Annotated in this window: 13 protein-coding genes, 2 tRNA genes and 2 rRNA genes; 4 read left to right on the top strand and 13 right to left on the bottom strand. The window is 39.9% G+C overall.

Annotated elements, in window-relative coordinates; translation table 11 throughout:
• Nucleotides 1-970 precede the first annotated feature (970 nt).
• Entirely contained in the window at nucleotides 971-2,119 is a 1,149-nt protein-coding gene (locus tag LDL57_RS00905) for a hypothetical protein (protein WP_225506779.1), read from the top strand.
• A 461-nt stretch (nucleotides 2,120-2,580) separates the two neighbouring features.
• Here the strand turns inward: LDL57_RS00905 and LDL57_RS00900 are convergent, their stop codons facing one another.
• The gene (locus tag LDL57_RS00900) at nucleotides 2,581-3,162 is read right to left on the bottom strand and encodes a VOC family protein (protein WP_180558581.1); all 582 of its coding nucleotides are present in this window, start codon (nucleotides 3,160-3,162) and stop codon (nucleotides 2,581-2,583) included.
• A 426-nt stretch (nucleotides 3,163-3,588) separates the two neighbouring features.
• Nucleotides 3,589-5,070 (bottom strand): ketol-acid reductoisomerase, encoded by a 1,482-nt coding sequence (ilvC, locus tag LDL57_RS00895; RefSeq protein ID WP_180558582.1) that lies wholly within the window; start codon nucleotides 5,068-5,070, stop codon nucleotides 3,589-3,591.
• Between the two features lie 191 nt (nucleotides 5,071-5,261).
• Here ilvC and ilvY point away from each other — a divergent pair, with 191 nt between their 5' ends.
• Nucleotides 5,262-6,167 carry an HTH-type transcriptional activator IlvY gene (gene ilvY / locus LDL57_RS00890; protein ID WP_180558583.1) on the top strand — a complete coding sequence of 302 codons (906 nt, stop codon included), beginning with the start codon at nucleotides 5,262-5,264 and terminating at the stop codon, nucleotides 6,165-6,167.
• On the opposite strand, the gene ilvA is transcribed toward ilvY, so the two are convergent.
• From ilvA to LDL57_RS00860, 6 genes are all read right to left on the bottom strand, one after another.
• Nucleotides 6,114-7,721 (bottom strand): threonine ammonia-lyase, biosynthetic, encoded by a 1,608-nt coding sequence (gene ilvA, locus LDL57_RS00885; protein WP_225506777.1) that lies wholly within the window; start codon nucleotides 7,719-7,721, stop codon nucleotides 6,114-6,116. The genes ilvY and ilvA overlap by 54 nt on opposite strands.
• A 1-nt stretch (nucleotide 7,722) precedes the next feature.
• Complete coding sequence (gene ilvD, locus LDL57_RS00880; protein ID WP_180558585.1) at nucleotides 7,723-9,573, bottom strand: dihydroxy-acid dehydratase; 1,851 nt, start codon at nucleotides 9,571-9,573, stop codon at nucleotides 7,723-7,725.
• A 63-nt stretch (nucleotides 9,574-9,636) separates the two neighbouring features.
• Entirely contained in the window at nucleotides 9,637-10,563 is a 927-nt protein-coding gene (locus tag LDL57_RS00875) for a branched-chain amino acid transaminase (protein ID WP_180558586.1), read from the bottom strand.
• Nucleotides 10,564-10,572: 9 nt separating this feature from the next.
• Nucleotides 10,573-10,833, bottom strand: coding sequence for an acetolactate synthase 2 small subunit (gene ilvM / locus LDL57_RS00870; protein WP_180558587.1), 261 nt, complete (start codon nucleotides 10,831-10,833; stop codon nucleotides 10,573-10,575).
• Nucleotides 10,830-12,476, bottom strand: a complete 1,647-nt coding sequence (gene ilvG, locus LDL57_RS00865) for an acetolactate synthase 2 catalytic subunit (RefSeq protein ID WP_180558588.1) — start codon at nucleotides 12,474-12,476, stop codon at nucleotides 10,830-10,832. Before ilvG ends, ilvM begins: the two co-directional genes overlap by 4 nt.
• Nucleotides 12,477-12,599: 123 nt before the next feature.
• Nucleotides 12,600-12,701, bottom strand: coding sequence for an IlvGEDA operon leader peptide (locus tag LDL57_RS00860; protein ID WP_180558589.1), 102 nt, complete (start codon nucleotides 12,699-12,701; stop codon nucleotides 12,600-12,602).
• Nucleotides 12,702-13,172: 471 nt separating this feature from the next.
• On the opposite strand from LDL57_RS00860, the gene LDL57_RS00855 reads away from it, so the two are divergent.
• Complete coding sequence (locus tag LDL57_RS00855) at nucleotides 13,173-14,699, top strand: YifB family Mg chelatase-like AAA ATPase (RefSeq protein WP_225506775.1); 1,527 nt, start codon at nucleotides 13,173-13,175, stop codon at nucleotides 14,697-14,699.
• Nucleotides 14,700-14,741: 42 nt separating this feature from the next.
• Here LDL57_RS00855 and LDL57_RS00850 read toward each other — a convergent pair whose 3' ends face one another.
• Nucleotides 14,742-15,080, bottom strand: coding sequence for a MaoP family protein (locus LDL57_RS00850; protein WP_180558591.1), 339 nt, complete (start codon nucleotides 15,078-15,080; stop codon nucleotides 14,742-14,744).
• Nucleotides 15,081-15,198: 118 nt separating this feature from the next.
• On the opposite strand from LDL57_RS00850, the gene hdfR reads away from it, so the two are divergent.
• On the top strand, nucleotides 15,199-16,017 hold the full coding sequence (hdfR, locus tag LDL57_RS00845) for an HTH-type transcriptional regulator HdfR (protein WP_180558592.1): 819 nt from the start codon (nucleotides 15,199-15,201) through the stop codon (nucleotides 16,015-16,017).
• Nucleotides 16,018-16,288: 271 nt separating this feature from the next.
• Here hdfR and LDL57_RS00840 read toward each other — a convergent pair.
• The 4 genes from LDL57_RS00840 to LDL57_RS00825 form a co-directional block, all read right to left on the bottom strand.
• Nucleotides 16,289-16,364 (bottom strand) — tRNA-Trp (locus tag LDL57_RS00840).
• Between the two features lie 7 nt (nucleotides 16,365-16,371).
• Nucleotides 16,372-16,448 (bottom strand) — tRNA-Asp (locus tag LDL57_RS00835).
• Nucleotides 16,449-16,495: 47 nt separating this feature from the next.
• A 5S ribosomal RNA gene (gene rrf / locus LDL57_RS00830) occupies nucleotides 16,496-16,611 on the bottom strand.
• A gap of 173 nt (nucleotides 16,612-16,784) precedes the next feature.
• Nucleotides 16,785-19,855, bottom strand: a 23S ribosomal RNA gene (locus tag LDL57_RS00825).
• Nucleotides 19,856-19,930 lie beyond the last annotated feature (75 nt).

The following is a 19,930-nucleotide window of genomic DNA, read 5'->3' as shown; positions in this document are numbered from 1 at the left end:
CACTTTCGTTGCACTTTTAGTCATTATTATAAATACCATACGTTTTACGCATCGGATGTAACTAAAAAGTAGCCAAAAAAATAAAAATGGGCACTATTGCAAAATCTATTAATACCAAAACTAGAATAGTGCAGATTCTGAAAATAAAACCCGACAACTCTAGCTGGTTATTTTCAAAGAAAAAACAATGAATATTGAATTCATAGATAAATTTAAAAATTCTTATAGCACGATAATGACTCTAAACCATGAGTATAACTTAACAATATTTTTAAAATATGATATAAATATAGTTAGATAAAACTATAATAAAAAATAATATAAATAAACATATTTATATTTTAGATATACAAATTAAATAATTTTTTTAATTTATATAAGTTTTTTATTAATTTCACTATTATAAATAATAATTATCTATAACACATTAGTATATAAGCATTCAATTTTTCATTAGTAAAAATCACCACGAGTGATATTATTATTTATCTAAACATATATGAATAAAAAATTAAATAAATACTAAATTATCTTAATTTACGCTTTAATTATAATTAATAGAAACTACTCTTATTAATAATATGCTATTCTAGCACTTACTATTTTTCCAAAAAACATCATAAATTAATTTCACTAATGCCTTATTATTTTTTTGTTTTTAACTTTGCTATTTAAAAACAACGTCATTAACTTTAAAGTTAATTAAAAAACATTTCATTATAAATGAATAAATTTTCATTTTAAAAAATCAATAACAAATGAATTATTAAGATAATATTACCTATTATTAATATATAATATTTTTCATCTAATTAAATAATATTTCTTAGTTATTATTTATATTTTCATCTATTTTACTTCTTAATAAATAAACATTTTTTATTTTTTTGATACAGTTACTTTAGTTATTAATTCATTATCAATAGTAGTTAATAACACCATTTCCTATTTCTATTATTGTGAGATAATTATGAGTGTATGGGATAATTTTTGGCGCTTAGATACACTTGATATTGGTTTTTATGACAATACTTCCGCTCAAAGGGCGACTATTTATGCGAATGAAAAAAATCAGGTTGAATTTTATATTAAAGTTAAAATTGTTGATAAAAACAACAATCCGCTCGATATCCCTGATAAAGAGTTAATCAACAATATCTATTTAGTCCATTATGCCGATGGCAATACGAATCTCCACCCATGGAAAGCAACAAGTAACAAAAATGATTATGCTAAAGTTGTCGCCTGGAATGCCCAATTAAGTGAGCCAAAAATTGAAACTTATGCAGGTGAAAAGATGGTAAAATACTATCTTTCCGCATCAGAGTCTAATCGTAATCTTGATATTAGTGCAGGAATTTATATTCCAGGCGTCGGCCAGTTTGATACTAGTCAAAATGGCACAAACACCAAAAATGGACCGCGAGGAGAATCAGGCTCGGTATTTGTTTCCCCTAAATATAAACAGGTTAAATCTATTCCTGCTATTGATTATAGCAAACCTGAAAATATAGAAGTAAAAGAAATACCCACAGCCATCAATAATTTTAAAGAAATTATGTCCGATGGATTAGTTCAGCAAACCAATTTTGCTTGGCCAGCAACGGGCACATGGCATGTAGGACAGAGTTCAAAAGCACAGTTTACTATTCACCCTAAACTGAATAAAAATGATTATGTATTTCATAGAGGCGATCCTCGCCGAAATAATGTAAATTTATCCACATGCCGATTCCCCGCAGCACCTGATATGATCCGCGGCACAGGAGGGAATAATTTTGATGCGCAATTTGTATTTGTTAATCGAGGAGCATATGGTGTACTAAATGATAGTAAATTTGCTGCTGTCACAGGAGCTAATGGTCAATATGAATATATCATTGGCAAAAACGATGGTCGTCATCATTGGACACAAACATTGAAATATGGCTATATTACTGTTGATATTTGTAATCATCGCATTCCATGGAGTGGCATGAGTAAACTTAAATGGAGTGACGCGGGTAAAATAATTGAAGTCGATGTGACTGATAATTATGGTAATAGTGGTGTCATTACGATTTCAGCGATTAAAGATGGTAATGAACGTTGGCCGGGTTTTTATATTAACGGACAATAACTCTGTTTATCAGTAAATAAATAGATATTCTCGGTTTTATTGCATTAATATTAAGATTTTAATTTTTATTACGCTGTATGAATTATTAGACAATTAAAGCGTAAAATATGCTTATTGAATAGAGAGTTTGTCCATTGATAAAATTTGTTATTTATGGCGCATGTGTAGTGTCTCTATCCTTTACAATAAAATCTATGCAGTACCATAAGTTTTAAATGTGTGCATCTCGCGCTAGTGTTTTTAATAAATCGATGCTCTTACTCTACAAAGTTATTTTTATAACGGCATTGCCAATTTTTTTATCTTTAATCGGACTTATTTAATAACTTGATTGCTGTCCTAATTGCCATACTACTATCGATATTCTTTACTATTGGATAAAAACATAGGTCAATTACTTTTCTTATAAAACAATAAACAGATTTCTTATTGCGGTTTTTACATAACGCAAACAAAAATCTCTATTCACCAATATCAGAATGACCCAGCTCAAACTCCCACTGAATTCTATATTTATCTATAAAATAAAAATATCTTATTTTACCAACTATATCACATACATTCTGTTTTGCTGTTTGATTATTTTCCGCTTCATTGTCAATAAATTGAAATTCAGCGGGTGTAATATTATCGATTTTATATGGCTTATAGTCTTCATGATCAGTAATTAATTTTGTATCCGGCATATTTTTAATATGGAAATAAGCATCATCAATATTATCTACTTTCAGACAAATATGTCCTATGCCTCCTATATCATTACTGAATTTTTCTGCGGTATTACTTTCTTTTCCTAATGGTGAATGATATTGCATTAACTCAATATAAATTGCTGTATTAGGAATTTGTAAAAATGAAATTGTGACATCAACTTCCTCAGGAGATTGCATAAATCCAGCTGATTTAGCAAAACCAATATTTTTAAAATGGGGAAATATTTGTACCTGTTTAGCTGAAAAAAGCTTTTTATAGTATTCAACCGCTGACGGCAAATTATCCACAACAACATTAATATGACCTAAACCAATAACTTTAAAGATCATACTTTCTCCTTAGCAAAATATCTAAATACCATGGTATACATAGCAATGACTATTAGATTAATTATGATATTGGTTGCAAAAAAATTAGCAATATTCAGATTAAGGTGGCGAAAAGCCAGCCAAAACTTTAGAGTCAGTATAATTAGCGGAAAGCACCAAGTCACGATACTAACTCCTAAAAAACATCTATGTGTTCTTCTGGTTACAAAATTAATACGACATAAAATAATACAGCTCTTACTCAGAGCATTTCTATAAAAATATAATCAAGTGATATTATTTTAATTTATTGATTAAAAAAAATTTTATATTAATAGTACCTATATAGAGTACTATTAATAGCTAAATCTAGTACTATAAGTACTTTTCATAAATAATAATGGCTTAACTACATAATTATTTAGTTGATATAACCAACTCTATAGCCTATTTTAATCTAACAGCTTCAATGCGTTTCATGCCAATCATATAATTACGCAGCTTTTTACCTATGATCTCAATAGGATGATTACGGATCGCTTCATTGACAGCCTGCAATTGCTTATTGTCAATATGACTAACAGGCATACTTTTTGCTAAGTCGCCTGGCTGTAAAGCCGCCATAAAATCTTTCAGTAAAGGTATTGCTGCAAAAGCGAATAGATAATTACCATATTCGGCAGTATCGGAAATAACGACATTCATCTCATATAAACGCTTACGCGCAATAGTATTCGCGATCAATGGTAATTCATGTAACGATTCATAATAAGCAGACTCTGCGACAATACCTGCTTGCAACATAGTCTCATAGGCTAATTCAACGCCAGCTTTGGTCATCGCGACTAATAAAAGACCATGGTCAAAATAATCCTGTTCTAAAATTTCTTCCTCATAGGCAGGATAATTTTCAAACGCCGTTTGCCTTGTTTCTGCCCGCCAAGTGAGTAAATCTTTATCATTATTTTGCCAATCTGCCATCATGGTCGCTGAAAATTTGCCGGACATAATGTCATCCATATGTTGCTGAAATAATGGCGCCATAATTGTTTTTAGTTGTTCAGATAATGCAAATGCCCGCAATTTAGCTGGATTAGATAAACGATCCATCATGAGCGTAATGCCACCTTGTTTTAATGCTTCGGTGATTGTTTCCCAGCCATATTGTATTAATTTTCCCGCATAACCCGGTTCGACACCCGCTGCAACCATTTTGTCGTAACACAACAATGAGCCGGCTTGTAGCATGCCACATAAAATAGTCTGTTCACCCATCAGATCTGATTTTACTTCGGCCACAAAAGAGGACTCCAGTACACCAGCGCGATGACCGCCTGTGGCAACTGCCCAGGCTTTGGCAATACTAATCCCTTCACTTTGCGGATCATTTTCCGGATGAACAGCAATCAGCGTTGGCACGCCAAAACCGCGCAGATACTCTTCACGCACTTCAGTACCCGGGCATTTTGGCGCAACCATAACAACGGTAATGTCATGGCGGATCTGCTCACCCACTTCAACAATATTGAAACCATGAGAATAACCTAATGCAGCACCCTGCTTCATTAATGGTTGAATGGCCTGCACGACAGCAGAGTGTTGTTTATCCGGTGTTAAATTGATAACTAAATCCGCTTGTGGAATTAATGTTTCATAACTACCCACGGTAAAACCATTTTCTATCGCCTGACACCATGAAGGGCGCTTTTCATCAATAGCTTCTTTGCGCAATGCATAAGCAATATCCAGTCCGGAATCGCGCATATTTAATCCCTGATTAAGACCTTGCGCACCACAGCCAACAATCACAATTTTTTTATCTTTTAAATAAAGGGATCCATCAACAAATTCATCACGAGCCATAAAACGGCATTGACTTAATTGTAATAATTTTTGGCGCAGATTTAAGGTATTAAAATAATTAGCCATTGATTAATTTCCCTTATAACTTCAGTATGTTATGGTATATTTTCTATTATTTTATTGTCAGATTACTTAACAAAAAAGTATCGCTATGATTACTATATGTGATCAAATATATTGCGTAAATTGATATATTTAAAATATCATATTGCAAAAATTGCAATATTGATTTATCACTTTTTATCACAGGAGGCGTGATGGATATTCGCGATCTAAAGCTATTTTTACATCTAGCTGATAGCTGTCACTTCGGACGCACGGCTAATGCAATGCATATCAGTCCATCAACATTATCTCGCCAAATACAACGCCTGGAAGAAAGTTTTGGTCATATTTTATTTATGCGTGATAATAGAAGCGTAAGCCTCACCGAGGCAGGAAAACAATTTAAACAATTTGCCCAACAAACACTGCTTCAATATCAGCAACTTCGCCACTCACTTAACCAACAGAGCGCGTTATTGACCGGCGAATTACGCCTTTTTTGCTCAGTCACTGCCGCCTATAGTCATTTACCTAAGATCCTGGATAACTTTAGGTTAGAAAATCCTTTAATCGAAATTAAATTAACCACTGGCGACGCAGCGGATGCCGTCAATAACGTTGCTAGACAAGTTGCCGATTTGGCGATTGCCGGTAGACCTGAAAAATTACCTGATAATATGTTATTTAACAAATTAGGCGAAATTCCGCTCGTCTTGATAGCTCCATCACTTGCTGGCACAATTCGGCAACAAGTTTCACAACCGCAACCGAACTGGCAACAAATCCCTTTTATCCTGCCAGAGCACGGACCTACCCGCAAAAAAATAGAGCTTTGGTTTCAGCGCCATGCTATTAATAATCCAGTAATTTATGCTACCGTGTCCGGCCATGAGGCCATTGTATCGATGGTAGCACTCGGTTGCGGTATTGCATTAATACCCAAAGTGGTCGTTGATAATAGCCCAGAATCTGTACGCGATCGTATTTGGCAACTTGATCCTATTTCACTGGTTGAACCTTTTGATATTGGCATTTGTGTTTTAAACAAACGCCTTAATGAACCATTAGTTCGGGCATTCTGGCAATTGCTGCCTGATACCACTTTGCGCAGTCAATAATTGACTTGGCGGCGCTAAAAAGAATTGGAATGAGGCATTATTGCTTTCATCACGATGCTCATAATCCAATGCAGCAAGATGACGCTCAAAAAGGGCTTCTGAACCAGATAGTTCAAAGGCCGCCAAAACACGCCCATAATCAGTGCCATGACTACGATAATGAAAAAGTGTAATATTCCAATAAGTGCCTAACGTTAGTAAAAACTTCAGCAGTGCGCCAGGAGACTCAGGAAAGACAAAGCTTAATAGCCGCTCATTGAGTGGCTTTGACGGACGTCCGCCCACCATGTAACGTACATGGAGCCTGGCCATTTCATCAAGGGAAAGATCAGCTACGCCATAACCGGCTCGTCGTAAATCTGCAACAATATCAGCACATTCATCAACCCCATAGCTCAATCGAACTCCAACAAAAATAGACGCTTGCTTTGAATTTATGTCGTTATAACGATAATTAAATTCTGTCACACTACGCTCACCCAATATTTGGCAGAAGCGCAAAAAACTGCCTTTTTGCTCAGGAATGGTAACAGCTAACAATGCTTCTCGTTGTTCGCCTAATTCACAACGTTCTGAAACATAACGCAAGCCATGAAAATTGATATTGGCGCCCGATAAAATATGGGCTAAACGTTCAGCTTTTATACCATGCTGCTGAACATATTTTTTCAAACCTGCCAACGCCAATGCACCTGCTGGCTCTGCTACAGCGCGTACCTCTTCAAATAAATCTTTAATGGCAGCACAGATATTATCACTATTAACCGTAATAATATCATCGACATATTTTTGACATAGACGAAAAGTTTCATCGCCAATACGCTTAACGGCTACCCCTTCAGCAAATAAACCCACAGTAGGTAAATCTACCGGATGACCCGCTGCTAAAGCGGCTTTGAGGCAAGCTGCATCTTCGGTCTCAACAGCAATAATTTTAATATCAGGCATTAGTTGTTTGAGTAGGATCGCAATACCAGCAATCAATCCTCCGCCGCCAACGGGCACAAAAATACGATCAAGGTGAGGAGCTTGTTGTAACAATTCCATCGCTACCGTTGCTTGACCTGCAATGACTGCCGGATGATCAAAAGGTGGCACATAGGTGTATCCCTTCTGATGCGCAATTTCGATAGCTTTTGCTTTTGCCTCATCAAAATTCGCCCCATATAAAAGCACCTCAGCCTGTAAACATCGAACAGCATCAACTTTGATATCTGATGTGGCTAATGGCATCACAATTAGTGCCGGGATCCCCATCCGACTGGCAGATAACGCAACACCTTGTGCATGATTACCAGCCGAAGCGGTAATAACACCACTCGCTCGCTGCTCGGCTGACAAACTAGCAATCATGTTATAAGCGCCACGTAGCTTAAAACTATGCATTAATTGCAGATCTTCACGCTTAACAAAAATTGTATTATCAAATCGCTCAGAGATTTTTTTCATCTCCTGTAATGGGGTGACTTGTGCAACTTGATAAACGGGTGCCTTTAGTGCTGCGCTTAAATAATCCGCAGCTGAAGGTGAACTCTGCAAACAAGACATCACCATTTTATCCTCCTAGCTTAGCTCTATCACGCACCGCTCCCTTATCTGCGCTTGTTGCCAATGCAGCATAAGCGCGTAGGGCAAATGAAACTTTACGTTTACGCTTGCGTGGCATCCATGCTTTGTCGCCACGCTGCAATTCAGATTGTCTACGTTGATCTAATAATGTGTTATCAATATTTAAGGCAATCCTGCGAGCGGGAATATCAATATCAATAATATCGCCATCTTCAATTAAGGCAATCAAACCACCACTTGCCGCTTCTGGCGAAATATGACCAATGGATAATCCTGAACTACCACCAGAAAAACGGCCATCAGTAATTAATGCACAACTACTGGCTAATCCCATTGATTTGAGATAAGACGTAGGATAAAGCATTTCCTGCATACCTGGCCCTCCTCTTGGCCCTTCATAGCGAATTACCACGACATCTCCAGCAACAATTTTGCCGTTCAATATTGCAGCTACCGCCTCCTCTTGACTATCAAACACCTTGGCTGAACCACGAAATGTCAGGCAATTTTCATTAACTCCTGCGGTTTTGACAATACAGCCATCGACTGCCAGGTTACCAAATAAAACAGCCAATCCGCCATCCTGGCTATAGGCATGCGCTAAATTGCGAATACATCCTGTTTGACGATCGAGATCTAAGGATGGCCAACGACATGTTTGTGAAAATGCTTGAGTAGTACGAATACCGGCCGGCCCTGCAGCATACATCTGTTTTACTGCATCATCCTGCGTCAATATGACATCATACTGGGCTAACATTTGGTTGACATTCAAACCCAAAATATTTTTTACCTGACGATTAAGTAATTGCGCGCGATCTAACTCACCTAAAATAGCGATCACCCCACCGGCCCGATGGACATCTTCCATATGATATTTGGCCGTACTGGGTGCTACTTTACACAAATGTGGTACTTTGCGTGATAAACGATCAATATCCGCCAAAGTAAAATCAACCTCAGCTTCCTGTGCTGCCGCTAATAAATGTAATACCGTATTAGTCGATCCTCCCATTGCAATATCCAGTGTCATCGCATTTTCAAATGCCGCTTTAGTGGCAATATTGCGTGGTAAAACACTATCATCATCTTGCTCATAGTATTTTTTCGTGATCTTAACAATACGTTTGCCCGCATCCAAAAACAGCTGTTTACGATCGGTATGCGTCGCAAGTAAAGAACCGTTGCCAGGCAAAGATAATCCTAATACCTCGGTCAAACAGTTCATTGAATTAGCAGTAAACATGCCTGAGCATGAGCCGCAAGTCGGGCAAGCTGAACGTTCGATTTGTTCACTTTCTTGATCACTTACAGCCGGATCCGCACTTTTGATCATGGCATCGACCAAATCAAGTTTAATAATCTGATCAGAAAGTTTGCTTTTTCCTGCCTCCATCGGGCCACCCGATACAAAAACAGCCGGAATATTTAAGCGCAACGCAGCCATCAGCATACCTGGTGTGATTTTGTCACAATTAGAAATACAAACCATCGCATCGGCACAATGAGCATTAACCATATATTCAACAGAATCAGCAATAAGCTCGCGGGACGGCAACGAATACAACATACCGCCATGCCCCATTGCAATACCATCATCAACCGCAATGGTATTAAACTCTTTTGCCACACCGCCAACGGCTTCTATTTGTTTAGCCACTAGCTGACCAAGATCACGTAGATGCACATGACCAGGGACAAATTGCGTAAATGAATTGACAACCGCAATAATTGGCTTGCCAAAATCAGCGTCGGTCATTCCAGTTGCCCGCCAAAGTGCCCTGGCACCAGCCATATTACGGCCATTGACCGTTGTAGCAGAACGATATTCTGGCATTTTTGCTCCCTTAGTATAAAAATTGACGATAATAAGACGCCAATAAACATCTCGCAATTTGAACTAACTATTGACAGGATCTAACCAGTTCCATTTATCTTTTGTCGTACCATCAAACAAACCAAAAAAAGCCTGCTGGATACGTTTGGTTACTGGGCCACAGTGACCAATCCCGACTTGAATACCATCAACACTACGAACTGGCGTAATCTCAGCAGCAGTACCGGTCATAAAAATTTCATCCGCCAGATACAACGATTCACGTGATAACATTTGTTCACGAACTTCAAATCCCAATTCAGTAGCTAACTTGATAATTGCATCACGTGTAATGCCGGGTAGTGCTGACGAGGTAAATGGTGGTGTAAAAAGTACCTTATCTTTAACTTCAAATAGGTTCTCACCCGCACCTTCGGAAATATAACCACTAACATCTAACGCAATTCCTTCCTGATAGCCATGACGACGCGCTTCACTACCTACCAGTAAAGACGATAAATAATTACCACCGGCTTTAGCGGCTGTCGGAATGGTATTGGGAGCGGCACGATGCCAAGACGAAACCATTGCATCAATACCTTGTTCTAGTGCTTTTTCACCTAAATACGTTCCCCATGGAAAAGCCGCAATAATGACATCCGTTTTATAACCTGGTGGTGGATTAACGCCCATACCAACATCACCAATAAAAACGAGTGGTCTAATATAGCCGCTCACTAACTTATTTTTACGGATGGTTTCGCGACAGGCTACCATTAATTCATCAACGCTTTGGTTTAAAGGCATGCGATAAATTTTTGCTGAATCGTGTAAACGCTGCATATGCTCACGATGGCGAAAAATTACTGGACCTTGATGAGAGTGATAACAGCGAATACCTTCAAAAACCGAAGTACCATAATGCAAAGAGTGAGACATAACATGTATCTTTGCTTCCGCCCAGGGCACCATTTCTCCGTTGAACCAAATATAATCTGCCTTTTTTGTCATTTTTTTACCTTACATTACGATTGATTGTTTGACAGCTTGTTGCTTGATTTCAATATCAAACACATCTACCAATTTAATTAACTGTGAACACAGTATATTCAGTGGACGTTGACTATTAACCGTTATCTCAATGCTAACGTTATTTCCATCCGATCGTTGATTCATAATTATTGCATTAACCTGAAATCCCCGATGACGAGTTACCCGCAAAATGCGCTCTAAAATCTCTGGCCGAAAGCGCGCTTCAATATTTAATCGATAGTGTCTCATAAGGGTTGCTCCATCATTTTTTCATTGCTGGCACCTGGAGGAACCAACGGCCAAACATTTTCTAATTCATTAATAGACACCTGTAGCAAAAAGGGGCCAGCATGACTAAATAATCTATCTAGTGCGTCGTTAATTTCTGATGTGTGTGTAATACACTGACCGGCAATATTGAATGATGCAGCTAGCGCAATAAAATCTGGATTATCCGTTAACTGGGTTTCACTATAGCGTTGTTGAAAAAATAGTTCTTGCCACTGACGTACCATACCCAAACGCTGGTTATCGATAAGCACAATTTTGATCGGTAATTGTTTGCGCTTTATGGTAGCTAATTCCTGAATATTCATCATAAAAGAACCATCACCTGAAATACAGATTACCGCTGCATTAGGGCGAGCTAACTGAGCGCCAATTGCGGCTGGAATGCCAAATCCCATTGAACCTAATCCACTAGAGGTAATAAAATTTTCCGGTGCTCGAAATGCCATATGCTGTGCCGTCCACATCTGATGTTGTCCAACATCGGTTGTAACAATCGTATCAGCATGCATACGTTCTGAGATTTGTTTTAACAAAGTAGGGGCATTGATAACATCCCCAATATAGTTATAATTCCATTCATACTCGCTTTTCAATGCGCTTATTTTGGCTTGCCATGATGCAATATTTAATGGACGTGCTAATTGCGGTAACAATAGTTTTGCATCACCGAGTAAACAAACATAAGCCTGACGCAATTTATTCAATTCAGCACAATCTATATCTAAATGGATGACTTTGGCATTAGGCGCAAATGTATTCAATTTGCCGGTCACACGATCATCAAACCTTGCACCTACCGCCAGCAATAGATCACATTCCTGTACTGCAAAATTTGCCGCTTTGTTACCATGCATACCCAACATCCCCAAATAATATGGATCATTTGCTGTGACGGCACCTAGTCCCTTTAATGTAGAAACAGTGGGTAATCCAGTGATAGCAATAAAATCTCTCAACTCAGCGACCGCTCCTGACATACCAACACCACCACCCACATACAAAATAGGCTGTTTCGCTTGTTGCATAATTTCACATGCAGTTGCTAATTGATTGGCAGAATAAAATGATTTTTGTGCAACTGGCATAAAATAGGGCGGCAAATGGGTCGTTTGTAACTGTATATCTTTAGGAATATCAATTAAGACGGGTCCTGGACGCCCCGTTGTCGCAATACTGAAAGCCTCAGTAATCACCTGTGGCAACATCTCAACAGAATCCACTAAGAAACTGTGTTTTGTACAAGCTAAAGAAAGACTTAAAACGTCAACTTCCTGAAAGGCATCTGTGCCAATAAGCTCCAAAGCAACCTGTCCTGTTATGGCAACAATAGGCACTGAATCTAATAATGCATCAGCTAAACCAGTGATCAAATTCGTTGCCCCAGGCCCAGATGTTGCGATACAGATCCCTGGTTTATTCGTTGCTCTGGCATAACCAATTGCAGCCATAACAGCACCTTGCTCATGACGACATAATAGATGCTGCAAATCACTATCATATAAAGCATCATAAACAGGCATAATGGCCCCACCCGGATAACCAAAAATCTGTTCAACCCCTTGGCTAATTAATGCCTGAACTAACCATTGCGCTCCATTCATTATCTGCTCCCGCACCCTAATTTATGTGGTTATTTTTTAAATTCTCACCGCTAACTAACACAAATTTAAAGCTAAAAAAAACCCCGCGCCTTTCGGTGCGGGGTTCTTGTGAAATCTGGCTAGTTATTCTGCCTTTCTTCTTCCAAGTGCTGCCCCGCACGGTGGGATAATCACCACCACGCTCACAATAATTAGGTTAATTATTAGGACAAACACGTTAGACATAATATTCGTTCTTTGATCTCGATAATTTATTTACTTATTTAGTGTTAACACGTTGCCATTTATTTGACAATAGTTATTTTATTTTTTTATTAAAAAATAAAAAATAACGATTAGAATCAATAAATTTACTTTATAATAAGATTATTAAACATTTTATGGAAAATAATTAAAATAAAAAATTACAAAATTCAAAAATTATAGAAAATAACACCAATATATAAATATTATTTAGCTTTGTGTAAAATTATTAGCTTAAGTTTAATCAGCTAAACTTAGATTATAATGTAGATCGCTTTAAATAATTAATAGCCGATTTTTTATTATAAATAATGACAACACTGTCCTAAAAAATTACAACAAAAGTAAAAATTTCTGATACTTCTCTAACAACCTTCCCATATTCATCAAAATCTAGTTGTCCTTAATTTACCGACGAAGAAAATTGAAATATGGACATGTTAGGGAGGAAATATGGCATTAGCTGTTATTTACACCAGAGCTTCAATTGGTATGCATGCCCCACGGGTAACTGTTGAGGCACATATTAGTAATGGACTACCTGGTCTTACCTTAGTAGGATTGCCAGAAACAGCTGTAAAAGAAGCGCGTGATCGTGTTAGAAGTGCTTTAATAAATAGTGGTTTTCAGTATCCATCTAAAAGAATAACCATCAATTTAGCACCTGCCGATCTGCCAAAAGAAGGCGGACGCTATGATCTCGCTATTGCACTCGCCATTTTAGCGGCATCGGAACAAATTACATCAATAAAATTAAATCAATTTGAATTCCTTGGCGAATTAGCACTTTCTGGCCAAATTCGTCGAATAACAGGAGTAATAACCGCGGCACAAGCAGCATTAAAAAATCAGCGTAAATTGATTACTTCTATAGAAAACGCAAATGAATTAAATTTATTACCAACTGAGAGTGTTTATTTTTGCGAACATCTACTAGCTATTTGTCATTTCTTACATGATCAAAATACTTTACCTCACAATCGAGAAACACCTATTACCAACCACAAGCAGACTAACGTAACTGATATCAATGATATAATTGGTCAACAACACGCCAAGCGCGCATTAGAGATTACAGCCGCCGGAGGACATAACCTTTTATTGCTTGGCCCACCTGGCACAGGTAAGACCATGCTTGCCAATCGCCTAATTACTATCTTACCTGATCTAACCAATCAAGAAGCGCTAGAGGTAGCTTCAATAAAAAGTTTATGTGATATTTCATTTAATAACGAAAAATGGCCTACACGGCCATTTAGAGCTCCTCATCACAGTGCTTCTATGGCAGCATTAATAGGTGGCGGCAGCTTACCCAAACCTGGGGAAATATCTTTAGCCCATAATGGTATTCTATTTCTTGATGAACTAGCTGAATTTGAACGAAAAGTACTCGATGCCCTTAGGGAACCCTTAGAATCTGGTGAAATAATAATTTCGCGTGCAAAAGCTAAAGTTAATTTTCCAGCCAATATTCAGCTTATTGCCGCTTTAAATCCCAGCGCGATGGGCCACTATAAAGGTATATATAACCGAGCTAGCCCAAAACAGATCCTCCGTTATCTAGCAAAGATATCTGGGCCATTCTTAGATCGTTTTGATCTCTCTATAGAGGTACCTCTTTTACCACTAGGGACATTAAGTCACTCTACACCAACAAATGAAACCAGTTTCAATATAAAACAACGAGTGATACAAGCAAGAAAACAACAAATTGAACGTTCGGGTAAAATTAATGCAAAACTAAGTAGCAAAGAAGCCTCACTTTTTTGTATACTAAAGCCGAATGATGCCCTTTTTTTAGAAACAACATTAAATAAACTTGGCCTCTCAATCAGAGCTTGGAATCGTATATTAAAAGTTTCACGAACTATTGCCGATTTAAAACAGCAACAACAAATTGAAAAAATTGATATTATTGAAGCAATTAGTTACCGCAGTATGGATAAGCTACTTATTCAGTTACAAAAACAAATTGCATAATAAAGGGGTGCTAAAACCCCTTTTTTTAGATCTATGATGATATTAATCTTCAGTATCGGTATAGTCTTCTGAGGGATCTAGTTGTGGTTTACCTCCAGATAAGGTATGAAAACGCTTAGGTCGGCTAATACGAGTCATATACTTAGACCATACTTTTTCTTCTAGTGTCACAGGTTCGCGTTCACCGCGACACATAGCTACAAAAAGTTTTTCTTCTTCTGTCTGTGGTTGACGCTTACCTAAATCAAGTTCATTGAAAGCTTGACCGCAACGTTCTAACAACTGAGCTTCTTTAATGGTGAAATCACCATGACGAGAAAAACCTCGAGGATAATTTTTATTATCAAAAAAACGATTAGTCGTGATAAAGCTTTCTGCCATCTAACACACTCCTACCTCTCTAATGTCACACTCATTATGGCGCGGAGTATTAGTTAGCTATTGCATTCTGTAAAACAAAACATTTAAATCGTTAAGATTAAAAATTTTGGAGATTGTTGTGGATACTGAATTATTAAAAACTTTTTTAGAAGTTAGTAAAACTCGACATTTTGGTCGAGCAGCCGAATCGTTATACCTAACACAATCAGCTGTCAGTTTTCGAATACGTCAATTAGAAACTCAATTAGGGACTATTTTATTTGCCCGGCATCGCAATAACATTCGTTTAACTGCGGCAGGCGAACGCTTGATTCCCTACGCAAAATCGTTAATAAATACCTGGCTACAAGCTAAAAAAGAAATTTCTCAACAATCATTACACACAGAATTTTCAATAGGCTCAACAATATTACTATGGGAAGGATGCTTAACAAATTGGATACAACTTATCTATCAAAAACATAAAGAGCTTCATCTTGAATGCAGAATATCAACGCGACAATCTTTAGTAAAACAGCTTCATTCACGTGAACTTGATTTACTTATTGCAACCGAACCACCAAAAATGGATGAGTTTGAAAGCGCTATCATTGGTGAAATAAAATTACAACTGATAACAAATAAAAAAAATTTAACGCTATCGAAATTCAATCTTATCAAACTTGACTGGAATGCTGATTTCAATATTACTGAAAATTCATCTTTACTTGAAAATTCGCCTACACTACTAACAACATCGGCTAATCTTGCCCGGGAGCTATTATATCCAACAAAATCCGCCGCTGTTTTACCCATTCATTGGCTTAATCAATACCTTGAATTAGAAACCCTATTGCCCGTTGTCTATAGCAAACCAATTTATGCTATTTGGTTACAAAATAATGGACACGAAACATTGATTGATAAATTAGTAAAAATACCTATTAAGAATAATTAATTATGAATAAGTAAAATATAAACTTTTAGCCATATAACCAATTATTAATAAAAAATATTTATTATGGCCAAAAAGTACAAAAAACGATCGTAATGTTTTTGTCTCTAATATCTATGAAAAATAAGATGATAGACTAAAGATCCATCAATTTAATAAATAAAAATTAGAATATTAAAAATAGAAACATAGTTTTGAGGGATCCATAGAAAAATACCCAGTCAATAAAACTGGGTTTTTTGATATTTAATAACATTATTTATAAAGCTATAAATGGCAGGGGCGGAGAGACTCGAACTCCCAACACCCGGTTTTGGAGACCGGTGCTCTACCAATTGAACTACGCCCCTAAATAGGTGGCGGTGCGGACGGGGCTCGAACCCGCGACCCCCGGCGTGACAGGCCGGTATTCTAACCAACTGAACTACCGCACCACCCGATTTATTTCACTAATGGCCTCAGCCATTAGCATTAAATTAACGTCTGGCAGCTCCCTACTCTCACATGGGGAGACCCCACACTACCATCGGCGCTACGGCATTTCACTTCTGAGTTCGGCATGGGATCAGGTGGCACCACCGCGCTATTACCGCCAGACAAATTCTTTTTTCGCTATCCTGTTTCGTTACGCTACTGCCTCGGGCGCTCATCTCGGCTGCCTCTCGCTATGCGCAGGCCATCTCGCCCGTTGACTTCTAGCGCCGTAACCGCTTACAGGCACCAATCTCTGAACAAGCTAAAATCTCTTCTCAAAACACCTTCGGTGTTGTCAGGTTAAGCCTCTCGGGTCATTAGTACTGGTTAGCTCAACGTATCGCTACGCTTACACACCCAGCCTATCTACGTCCTCGTCTCGAACACCCCTTATAGGACATTACTGTCAGGGAAGACTCATCTTGAGGCAAGTTTCCCGCTTAGATGCTTTCAGCGGTTATCTCTTCCGCACTTAGCTACCAGGCGATGCCATTGGCATGACAACCTGTACACCAGTGGTGCGTCCACTCCGGTCCTCTCGTACTAGGAGCAGCCCCCCTCAATCTTCCTTCGCCCACGACAGATAGGGACCGAACTGTCTCACGACGTTCTAAACCCAGCTCGCGTACCACTTTAAATGGCGAACAGCCATACCCTTGGGACCTACTTCAGCCCCAGGATGTGATGAGCCGACATCGAGGTGCCAAACACCGCCGTCGATATGAACTCTTGGGCGGTATCAGCCTGTTATCCCCGGAGTACCTTTTATCCGTTGAGCGATGGCCCTTCCATTCAGAACCACCGGATCACTAAGACCTACTTTCGTACCTGCTCGCGCCGTCACGCTCGCAGTCAAGCTGGCTTATGCCTTTGCACTAACCTCACGATGTCCGACCGTGATTAGCCAACCTTCGTGCTCCTCCGTTACTCTTTGGGAGGAGACCGCCCCAGTCAAACTACCCACCAGACACTGTCCTCAGCCCGGATTACGGGCCCAAGTTAGAACATCAAACATTAAAGGGTGGTATTTCAACGTCGGCTCCATGCGAACTGGCGTCCACACTTCAAAGCCTCCCACCTATCCTACACATCAAGGCTCAATGTTCAGTGTCAAGCTATAGTAAAGGTTCACGGGGTCTTTCCGTCTTGCCGCGGGTACACTGCATCTTCACAGCGAGTTCAATTTCACTGAGTCTCGGGTGGAGACAGCCTGGCCATCATTACGCCATTCGTGCAGGTCGGAACTTACCCGACAAGGAATTTCGCTACCTTAGGACCGTTATAGTTACGGCCGCCGTTTACTGGGGCTTCGATCAAGAGCTTCGCCTTACGGCTTACCCCATCAATTAACCTTCCAGCACCGGGCAGGCGTCACACCGTATACGTCCACTTTCGTGTTTGCACAGTGCTGTGTTTTTAATAAACAGTTGCAGCCAGCTGGTATCTGCGACTGGCTTCAGCTCCATGGGCGAACCACTTCACCTAACGCCAGCGTGCCTTCTCCCGAAGTTACGGCACCATTTTGCCTAGTTCCTTCACCCGAGTTCTCTCAAGCGCCTGAGTATTCTCTACCTAACCACCTGTGTCGGTTTGGGGTACGATTAATGGTTACCTATCGCTTAGAGGCTTTTCCTGGAAGCCGGGCATCAACTACTTCACCACCTTAGTGGCTCGTCATCACGCCTCAGTGTCTTGGTCATGCGGATTTGCCGGCATAACCCACCTACACGCTTAAACCGGGACAACCGTCGCCCGGATAGCCTAGCCTTCTCCGTCCCCCCTTCGCAGTCACCCTTAGTACGGGAATATTAACCCGTTTCCCATCGACTACGCTTTTCAGCCTCGCCTTAGGGTCGACTTACCCTGCCCCGATTAACGTTGGACAGGAACCCTTGGTCTTTCGGCGAGCGGGTTTTCACCCGCTTTATCGTTACTTATGTCAGCATTCGCACTTCTGATACCTCCAGCAGACCTCTCAGTCCACCTTCGACGGCTTACAGAACGCTCCCCTACCCAACAACATTGCTGTCGCTGCCGCAGCTTCGGTGCATGGTTTAGCCCCGTTACATCTTCCGCGCAGGCCGACTCGACCAGTGAGCTATTACGCTTTCTTTAAATGATGGCTGCTTCTAAGCCAACATCCTGGCTGTCTAAGCCTTCCCACTTCGTTTCCCACTTAACCATGACTTTGGGACCTTAGCTGGCGGTCTGGGTTGTTTCCCTCTTCACGACGGACGTTAGCACCCGCCGTGTGTCTCCCGTGATTACATTCTTCGGTATTCGGAGTTTGCATCGGGTTGGTAAGTCGGGATGACCCCTAGCCGAAACAGTGCTCTACCCCGAAGATGAGTTCACGAGGCGCTACCTAAATAGCTTTCGGGGAGAACCAGCTATCTCCCGGTTTGATTGGCCTTTCACCCCAGCCACAAGTCATCCGCTAATTTTTTCAACATTAGTCGGTTCGGTCCTCCAGTTAGTGTTACCCAACCTTCAACCTGCCCATGGCTAGATCACCGGGTTTCGGGTCTATACCCTGCAACTTGACGCCCAGTTAAGACTCGGTTTCCCTACGGCTCCCCTATGCGGTTAACCTTGCTACAGAATATAAGTCGCTGACCCATTATACAAAAGGTACGCAGTCACCCCATCCTCAAATGTCCCGCTTGTCTTTGCGGCCAATCTTGTCCGCTTTTTTAACTTCCGCTGCTCGTGTACTTTTAGGTACACTGCGCTGCGGCTTGAAAAAACCGAACAACCTTGTTGGCAAAGCCTGCGCTGTTATTGTGATGGTATGCCATCACCCAACTGCCGAGGCACTTGAGTGATGGGGCTCCCACTGCTTGTACGTACACGGTTTCAGGTTCTTTTCACTCCCTCGCCGGGGTTCTTTTCGCCTTTCCCTCACGGTACTGGTTCACTATCGGTCAGTCAGGAGTATTTAGCCTTGGAGGATGGTCCCCCCATATTCAGACAGGATAACACGTGTCCCGCCCTACTCTTCGAGCTCACCATACTAACATCTTCGGATACGGGGCTATCACCCTTTATTGCGCGCCTTTCCAGACCCTTCTCCTGATGCTAATATCGATGCTGACTCTGGGCTGCTCCCCGTTCGCTCGCCGCTACTGGGGGAATCTCGGTTGATTTCTTTTCCTCGGGGTACTGAGATGTTTCCAGTTCCCCGGTTCGCCCTCGTTTGACTATGTATTCATCAAACGATAGTGCATTAATGCACTGGGTTTCCCCATTCGGACATCGCCGGCTATAACGCTTCATATCAGCTTACCGACGCTTTTCGCAGATTAGCACGTCCTTCATCGCCTCTGACTGCCTAGGCATCCACCGTGTACGCTTCATTCGCTTAACCTCACAACCCGAAGATGTCTTTATTTCACTATCATTCTGATAGGTTATGGCTGCGCGTACAGTAATTCTTTGTTGG

This window comes from Arsenophonus apicola, from assembly GCF_020268605.1.
In the GTDB taxonomy this organism is placed as follows: Bacteria; Pseudomonadota; Gammaproteobacteria; order Enterobacterales; family Enterobacteriaceae; genus Arsenophonus; species Arsenophonus apicola.
This window is presented reverse-complemented; position numbering and strand designations above follow the sequence as displayed.

Excerpts from the sequence above, each read along its gene's own strand:
- LDL57_RS00875 (WP_180558586.1), bottom strand. The coding sequence starts at position 10,563 with ATGACAAAAAAGGCAGATTATATTTGGTTCAACGGAGAAATGGTGCCC.
- LDL57_RS00900 (WP_180558581.1), bottom strand. The coding sequence starts at position 3,162 with ATGATCTTTAAAGTTATTGGTTTAGGTCATATTAATGTTGTTGTGGAT.
- LDL57_RS00905 (WP_225506779.1), top strand. The coding sequence starts at position 971 with ATGAGTGTATGGGATAATTTTTGGCGCTTAGATACACTTGATATTGGT.
- LDL57_RS00860 (WP_180558589.1), bottom strand. The coding sequence starts at position 12,701 with ATGTCTAACGTGTTTGTCCTAATAATTAACCTAATTATTGTGAGCGTG.
- LDL57_RS00855 (WP_225506775.1), top strand. The coding sequence starts at position 13,173 with ATGGCATTAGCTGTTATTTACACCAGAGCTTCAATTGGTATGCATGCC.
- ilvM (WP_180558587.1), bottom strand. The coding sequence starts at position 10,833 with ATGAGACACTATCGATTAAATATTGAAGCGCGCTTTCGGCCAGAGATT.
- ilvD (WP_180558585.1), bottom strand. The coding sequence starts at position 9,573 with ATGCCAGAATATCGTTCTGCTACAACGGTCAATGGCCGTAATATGGCT.
- ilvA (WP_225506777.1), bottom strand. The coding sequence starts at position 7,721 with ATGGTGATGTCTTGTTTGCAGAGTTCACCTTCAGCTGCGGATTATTTA.
- ilvY (WP_180558583.1), top strand. The coding sequence starts at position 5,262 with ATGGATATTCGCGATCTAAAGCTATTTTTACATCTAGCTGATAGCTGT.
- ilvC (WP_180558582.1), bottom strand. The coding sequence starts at position 5,070 with ATGGCTAATTATTTTAATACCTTAAATCTGCGCCAAAAATTATTACAA.
- LDL57_RS00850 (WP_180558591.1), bottom strand. The coding sequence starts at position 15,080 with ATGGCAGAAAGCTTTATCACGACTAATCGTTTTTTTGATAATAAAAAT.
- ilvG (WP_180558588.1), bottom strand. The coding sequence starts at position 12,476 with ATGAATGGAGCGCAATGGTTAGTTCAGGCATTAATTAGCCAAGGGGTT.